The following is a 3,180-nucleotide window of genomic DNA, read 5'->3' as shown; positions in this document are numbered from 1 at the left end:
AGCAAATTATTTCGTACCCGTGTCGTGAAGACGAAGAAAGGGAAGGGTAGCTTTCAGCGCAAGGGTAAGCACGGAGGACGAGAGTCCTATTCAATAGCAGCATAGTTGCTGTTATCGCATAGGGTTCTTTCCCCTATACTATAATTATTCATTTTAGCCGTCTCAGATGCGCTAACCGTATGGATTGCAGGTAGTTAATCACAATGATAGACTCCTCAGCCAACTTGCTTCGTATAATCCCAATGATATGGTTTGGGAGTTTCTACCAAGAGCCTTAAACTCTTGATTATGAAGTCTGTAACTTTATGTACCATTTGAATAAAGGTAGAGACTCATGAATTACTTCGACCTGCCCAAGATAGATCTTCACTGCCACCTAGACGGTAGTGTTCGCCCGCAAACGATTATTGAACTGGCTCACCAGCAAAACCTGACTTTGCCAAGTGAGGATATCAGTGAAATCAAAACGCTGATGGTTGCTCCTGAAACATGCCAGAACCTTGATGAATACCTAATGCGTTTTGAACTGCCGCTTTCTGTGATGCAAACAGAAGAAGGGCTTGAGCGTATTTCGTTTGAAGTGTTTGAAGATGCAGCCAAAGAGAACGTCAAGTATTTGGAAGTTCGCTTTGGTCCTATGCTTCACCTGCAAAACGGCCTGACCTTTGACCAGATCATCGGCAGTGTTGTTAAAGGTATGAAGAGAGCGGAAGAGCAGTACGATATTCATGGCAATTATATTTTGTCGATTCTGCGTACCATGCCGAAGGATCGTATTAACGAAGTCATTGATGCCGGTGCCAAGTACCTAAATAACGGTGTTGTCGCTTTCGACTTGGCGGGGAGTGAAGTGTCTGGCTTCTGCCATGAGTTCATTCCATATGCCCACTATGCCATCGAGAAAGGATATCGAGTGACTATCCACGCTGGTGAGCAGGGCGACGGCCAGAATGTCCATGATGCTGTATCGCTATTGGGCGCAGAGCGTGTTGGCCACGGTATTCATATCAAAGGCCATCCGGAAGCTTATGAGCTGGTCAAGAGTGAGTCTGTGGCGCTGGAAACATGTCCTAGCAGCAACATCCAGACTAAGGCCGTTGATAATCTTAGCAGCCACCCGATTAAGGCTTTCCACAAAGACGGTGTACTAATCACTATCAATACCGATAACCGTACTGTGTCTAACACGACGATGACAGATGAAGTGCGCAAGGTAGTGGAAGAGTTCGATCTAACCCGTGAAGATTACTTTGCTATTTATAAGGTCAGTGTTGAGCACTCCTTTGCAACAGATGCAGTGAAGCAGCATCTGATGCAGTACGCAGAATAACGATCTGTTTATTAGAAAAGGGCCAGACATCAAGTCTGGCCCTTTTTGTTTCAAAGCTGCTGGAATTAGAGAGCAAGCATTCGTGCAGTACGAGCAGGTACAGAAAGCGTGTGATAGCGTGAGCTGATGGTTTCGCTATGACTGCTCAGCTTGTCTTTGTATGGCAGGTACCAGTTGAACTCGAACTGATTGGTATCAATGGTGTAGGAGCGTTCTTCACCACACTTGTTGATTGCGACAAGCCCTTGTTTCTCGCGTTTGAAGACCAGCAGGCACTGATCGCTGTACAGCGTTTGCATTGTTTTGCCTTGCATCTGATTATGGAAACTGATCATGGCAGTCATATCACTGCGGTTCCATACATCTTTCCAGCGTCCATTGTCCTTGTCTTCGTTGGCTGGCAGTGCATCGCTATAAATTAGCGGTGTACCACCGTCTTTGCCCAGAATATACGCATAGGCAAGATTCTCGTCAGTCGGATCCATGATCTGATAGCGGAAGCCGTCATTGGTCGGAATATCGTGGGTAATGGTAAAGGTAACGGCTCGATCATTGGATAATGCCTGACCATAAGCCTGTGGATCATGAAGCACTGCCATGCTGCCGTTAAACGAAAATGCCGAGCGGATCGAGGCAAACAGAGGGAAGTCGTAGGCACTGTGGTTGGTGTCGTTCAAGTACGGTTCCAGGAACGCATGGTAATCGTTGCTGCCCTTGCCACCACTGGTGATCACTTCGCCAAAGACATGCATGCCAGAGGTGATCTCAGGGGTGAAGACTTGAGTGATCTGGTAGTTGCTCATGTGCTTGACGGCATCGACCCGAAAACCAGATATTCCCATATCTTTAAGTGCCTGAAGATAGAGTCGTTGCTGCCCGACAACCCAGTCGTTTGGATCAAGATCCGGCAAGCCAACATCGCCATTGCCACCGCACAGACGCCAGTATTGCACGTGCCCCGGATTACTCCAGTCGGTGATACACCCGGCCGGGTGAAAGTCGTTGGCAGAAAACTGACCAAAGCTGAGATCACCAAATAGCTTCTGTCGATTTACGTAGTCTGCGTTTTGGCTATATTGGGCAAGCAGCTCGCTGCCAGGGTAATTCAGATCGCTGCGTTTCCAGCTCTCGTTAGCCATGTGATTGAGTACTACATCGGCATAGACACCGACACCTTCCGCTTTTAGCGCGGCAATCAGTGCCTGCAAATCCTCTTTGTTGCCAACAGGTGAGTCAATCAGGCGAATGTCCTGAGGCTGGTAACGGGCCCACCATTGATCACCGGTCGATTTTAATGGTGGGGAGATGAGTACAGTCTTGTAGCCCGCTTGCGCTATTTCTTTTGCCTGGGTGGTGATGTCACTGTATTTCCAGTTAAAGGCATGAAGAATGGTATCGGCATGTGCCTGGGAAGCAAACATGCCTGCGCCTAGCAGTGCGCTTGCGCTCAATAGGCTCGCTTTTGTTAGCTTGTTAATCCCCGATGTTTTTTTCGATGTTGTAGTTGCTAATGTAGAGTTGAGTTTCGTCATTGTTGTGCTCTGCTTTGTTATTGGAATAGGTTGGAGCTTATTTATTAAGCAGTTGAATGATTAGTTTTTTTTTATAAAGGTGAGAGCAGTATCTCGAACGGTAGTGATGAACTTGTCAGTAGTGTGAGTGGATGAACATTTTGTAGGGATGGAAAATAAGGCTTGTCATGCTGGTTGAGCGTCAGTATATCACTGCTATTGGATGAATATATTGAGCTAGCTCTATAATGTTGAAATAGAAGAATTATTTGGATGAAGTAACATTCTAGATTATTCGAAATATGTTTTTGTTTGGTCAATATATCCCGAAGTCAGTAT

Annotated in this window: 3 protein-coding genes and 1 riboswitch; of the genes, 2 read left to right on the top strand and 1 reads right to left on the bottom strand. The window is 46.4% G+C overall.

Annotated elements, in window-relative coordinates; all coding sequences use genetic code 11:
- Window positions 1-105, top strand: a 105-nt coding sequence (gene arfA / locus MHN01_RS22090) for an alternative ribosome rescue factor ArfA (RefSeq protein ID WP_239413464.1), incomplete at its 5' end; no start/stop codon positions are given.
- Between the two features lie 104 nt (window positions 106-209).
- A riboswitch (purine riboswitch) is annotated at window positions 210-309 on the top strand.
- A gap of 25 nt (window positions 310-334) precedes the next feature.
- Complete coding sequence (add, locus tag MHN01_RS22085) at window positions 335-1,330, top strand: adenosine deaminase (RefSeq protein ID WP_239413461.1); 996 nt, start codon at window positions 335-337, stop codon at window positions 1,328-1,330.
- 65 nt (window positions 1,331-1,395) lie between these two features.
- Here the strand turns inward: add and MHN01_RS22080 are convergent, their stop codons facing one another.
- Complete coding sequence (locus MHN01_RS22080) at window positions 1,396-2,751, bottom strand: alpha-amylase family protein (RefSeq protein ID WP_239413463.1); 1,356 nt, start codon at window positions 2,749-2,751, stop codon at window positions 1,396-1,398.
- Window positions 2,752-3,180 lie beyond the last annotated feature (429 nt).

Origin of the sequence: Photobacterium sp. OFAV2-7 (genome assembly GCF_022347985.1) — a bacterium.
GTDB lineage: Bacteria > Pseudomonadota > Gammaproteobacteria > Enterobacterales > Vibrionaceae > Photobacterium.
Note: the sequence above shows the minus strand (reverse complement) of the source record. Positions and strands in the feature narration are given on the sequence as shown.

Coding starts and splice junctions, on each gene's coding strand:
- add (WP_239413461.1), top strand. CDS start 335: ATGAATTACTTCGACCTGCCCAAGATAGATCTTCACTGCCACCTAGAC.
- MHN01_RS22080 (WP_239413463.1), bottom strand. CDS start 2,751: ATGTTTGCTTCCCAGGCACATGCCGATACCATTCTTCATGCCTTTAAC.